3 protein-coding genes are annotated in these 4,319 nt (G+C 45.5%); 2 read left to right on the forward strand and 1 reads right to left on the reverse strand.

The window, feature by feature from the left end; all coding sequences use genetic code 11:
- The coding region (locus ACEW8S_RS19630; RefSeq protein WP_373519803.1) for a glycoside hydrolase family 15 protein at positions 1-1,118 on the reverse strand (1,118 nt) is incomplete at its 3' end.
- Positions 1,119-1,423: 305 nt separating this feature from the next.
- On the opposite strand from ACEW8S_RS19630, the gene ACEW8S_RS19635 reads away from it, so the two are divergent.
- Positions 1,424-3,631 (forward strand): bifunctional alpha,alpha-trehalose-phosphate synthase (UDP-forming)/trehalose-phosphatase, encoded by a 2,208-nt coding sequence (locus tag ACEW8S_RS19635; RefSeq protein ID WP_373519804.1) that lies wholly within the window; start codon positions 1,424-1,426, stop codon positions 3,629-3,631.
- 67 nt (positions 3,632-3,698) lie between these two features.
- The coding region (locus ACEW8S_RS19640; RefSeq protein ID WP_373519805.1) for a M28 family peptidase at positions 3,699-4,319 on the forward strand (621 nt) is incomplete at its 3' end.

Consider the following 4,319-nt stretch of genomic DNA (forward strand, 5'->3'; position numbering starts at 1 on the left):
ATGCTCCAGATTTCTTCGCTGTTCTCGACATCGGTACTGAAACGTTTCAGCTGTTCGTAGATAACGTCCATCAAAATACCGTAGATATCGTTTTGTTTTTGTTCGTAGGCAGCGTTACCGACCCGTACCGGCTTTGACCCCTTATATCCACTGAGATGCCCTAAAGTCTCTTCGGTCAGCTTTTTCTCTTTATTGATGCCGTACATAATCTGCAATTTCTCGTCTTTATCGGGCATCAGGTCGATGATAAACTGTAGGTAGCGCTTTGCGATATTTTTGTGGCCGAGATCGGAGACGACTTTTACGACCATCGATGCATCGCGTATCCAACAGAAACGGTAGTCCCAGTTCCGCACCTCGCCAATAGTTTCGGGCAGTGAAGTGGTGGCTGCGGCCAACACCGCCCCTGTCTTATCGTAGCTTAACAGTTTTAGGGTAATGGCACTACGGTGTATTTCTTCGTTATACTTTCTGTAGGTCGGGGTGTTGTTGCTCCAGTTTAACCAGTATACCTTGGTACGTTCCATTTCCAAATACATTTTTTCGGTATTGGGCAGTAGGATTTTCTCGTTGTAGCCCAATAAAAAATAGCCGTCTTCGTTCAAATCGATTTCGCGGCCTTCCACCACGGCATTTTTGTTGAACGAAGTATAGAGAAAAGCGGTATCGAATTTTTCGGCATATGTTAGGCTAGCGACGAAATTCCGTTTGATGTAGGTTTCGGTCTCTCCGATGGCGTATTCCAATTTTGGTTCGTACAGCACCTTGAATTTCGGCTTCCCTTTAATATACCTGATATATCTTACGATTTCGGGAGGAGCGTGGTAGCCGCCGTCTTCCTTATGGTATCGCGGCATAAAATCACGCACCTCGAATATGTTGTCCCCATCCGAGAACTTGGTTACCAATACTGCGGTATGCTCTTTATAACGTTGTGTAATCGTATAGTTGTCATCGACCAATATCTCAAAACTGCCTCCAATATCGTCATCCAACAACTTGGCAAACACCGACGGGGAATCGAATTCCGGCAGGCAGCACCAGTCGATACTTCCTGTTTTTGAGACCAGTGCGGCGCTTCGACAATTCCCTATAATTCCATAATCTAAGTTATCCATTCAATAAAATTCTTGATTCATATGGGCGTTAAGCGCTCATTCAACCTTTACTTCTACTTACGAATATCATTATGCGTCCATATTTCCCCATTTTTAATTACCGTAGCCCTGCTATGCTACTTAAAAATGACATCATCTGGCCACAAAAGCGGATATTCTCGGTTCCAAATAAAAAAGTTTAAATGAGTTCTTATTGCATTTGCCCTTGGTTTTTCCGAAATTTAGAGAAATAATATCTATTTCTAGGGGATTCCGCTAAAATAATACGGCTACCTTCGACGACAATCCTAAAATCACAAATCACCATGGGCAAAACTATCATAATCTCAAACCGGCTTCCGGTTCAATTACAAATCGACAACGGGGAAATTACCGCAATACCGAGCGTCGGCGGATTGGCGACAGGCATGAAATCTGTACATTCTGGCGGTGATAGTCTTTGGATAGGATGGAGCGGATTGACGGACGAGGAAATTCCCGATGAACTTGCCCCCAAAATCGATACCGCGCTTGCCGAACACGGGTCATCAAAGGTAAACCTGACCGAAGCCGAAATTGATGGTTATTACTATGGATTCAGTAACCGCACCGTTTGGCCGTTGTTCCACTATTTTTTGGAGTATTCGGAATTCGAGAGGGAATATTGGGATGCCTATAAAAAAGTAAATCAAAAATTTGCCGATGCGATTCTTGAAAAGGCAGATGATGACGATACGATTTGGGTACATGATTATCAATTGATGCTGGTGCCACAAATGGTGCGGGAGAAACGCCCTGATATTTCCATCGGGTTCTTTTTGCATATTCCCTTTCCATCCTTTGAAATATTCAGAACCCTACCCTGGCGCGAAGAAATCTTGAAAGGGCTCTTAGGTTCGGACTTGATTGGTTTCCATACCTATGATTACGAACGACATTTCTTGAGCTCGGTACGTCGATTACTGGGTCTTGAAGTCAGTTTCAATGATATTTCCTTGGATGACCGGGTAATCAAAGTGGACTCCTTTCCCATGGGCATCGACTATAAAAAGTTTAGTGAGGCCGCCAAAAAACACGATCAAAACAAAGAAAAGGATAAGTCGGAGTTACAAAAACGGATAGATACGCATAAAAAATCCGCACCGGACGCCAAATTCTTTCTATCCATCGATCGGTTGGACTATTCAAAGGGCATCGCCAAACGCATCTATGCCTTTGAATATTTTCTGAACAAATATCCGCAGTACAAAGAAAAAGTACGTTTGATCGTTCTGGCGGTCCCCTCCCGCTCCAACGTTCCCCAATACCAGTTGTTGAAAAAGGAAGTGGACGAATTGGTGGGCCGTATCAACGGGGAATTTTCGACCGTTAGCTGGACGCCCATCTGGTACTTTTACCGCTCGATGCCCTTCGAAAACCTGATCGATCTCTACACATCAAGCGATATAGCCTGGCTCACGCCCCTGCGCGATGGCATGAATCTAGTTGCCAAGGAATATATCGCTACCCGTACCGACCAAACTGGCGTTCTAATACTGAGCGAAATGGCCGGTTCCGCGAACGAAATGAACGAATCTTTATTGATCAACCCGAATAATTTCGAGCAGATTGCCGAGGCCTTGCAAACCGCGATCAATATGCCGGTAGAGGAGCAAAAGCAGCGCAATGCCGTATTGCAAAAGCGATTGGAGCGCTATAATGTCGAAAAATGGGCTAACGATTTCATGAACTCCCTCTTGGACCAAAAAGAAAAAGATTATTCTTATGTAGCCCGAAGAATGTCCGTCGACCAGATGAACACCATTACCAAAGCCTATCAAAAGGCCAAGAAAAGATTATTGTTCATCGATTACGACGGTACCTTGGCCGGTTTTCACAACGATCCGCAAAAAGCGGCGCCCGATAAAGAACTCTACGCCCTTTTAGATGCAATTTCTTCCGTTGAAAACACCGATATGTACCTGATCAGCGGACGTGATAAGGATACGTTCACCCAATGGTTCTTGCCCAAGAAATATAATATGATCGTCGAACATGGCGTGTGGATCTCAACAGGCGGTGAAGATTTCAAGTTATTGGAAAACGTCAAAAAGGATTGGATGGAAAAGATAAGACCGGTGCTTGAATCCTTCGTAGATCGCACGCCAGGAAGTTTTATCGAGGAAAAGAATTACTCCCTGGCCTGGCACTACCGAAACACTGATCCGGATTTCGGACAAAAGCGGGCCACCGAACTCAATACCGTTCTGACCAGTCTTATAGGTACCGACGACCTCAGCGTTCTGAACGGCAACAAGGTCATGGAAATCAAGAGCAGCAACGTGAACAAAGGTCGCGCCGCCATGCGGATATTCGGGGAGGCCGATTATGATTTCGTATTCGCCATCGGTGATGATTGGACCGATGAATTCATGTTTCAGGAGCTTCCTGAAACTGCGGTCACCGTCAAGGTCGGCCGCCAGAAGACGCAGGCCAGGTATTATGTCGATAGCATCAAGAATGTGCGGGCTTTGTTGAAGCGGTTTACGAAATAAGAAAGGGGAGGACCAAAACGGGAAAATTCCGAAAGTGACTTTTATACGATAAAAACAGTCTATGATTATGAAAACAACTATCCTGCTGATTTTACTTTCGTTCTCCGTGGTTGGCTTCTGCCAGACCGACCAGCGCATTTATGACATTATCGATGCGGTTTCTTCGGAGCGTATCGAGGCCGACGTTTCAAAACTGGCAGGTTTTGGTACCCGTCATACCCTCAGCGATACGGTCTCCCAAACCCGTGGTATCGGGGCTGCTAGACGATGGATAAAAAAGGAATTTGAAAAGATTTCGGTAGCTTGTAAAGCCTGTTTGGATGTCTCCTATCAGAAAAATCTCGTGAAAAAAGGCGATAATGACCGAATTTTTAAGGATGTCGAGGTTGTAAACGTACTGGCCATCAAACGGGGCACCACATACCCGAACCGCTATATTTTGATGAGCGGGGATATCGATTCCCGGGTCAGCGACCCCAACAACGCTACTTCCGATTCTCCCGGTGCGAACGACAACGCCAGTGGAATGGCCGGCACCTTGGAAGCAGCTAGGGTGCTATCAAAATACGACTTCGAGAACAGTATAATTTTCGTTGGATTATCAGGGGAAGAACAGGGTCTATTTGGCGGGAAGGGGTTGGCCGCCCATGCCAAGGAAAAAGGTTGGGAAATCAACGGCATTTTGAAC

The organism is Pricia sp., assembly GCF_041745955.1.
Classification (GTDB): domain Bacteria; phylum Bacteroidota; class Bacteroidia; order Flavobacteriales; family Flavobacteriaceae; genus Pricia.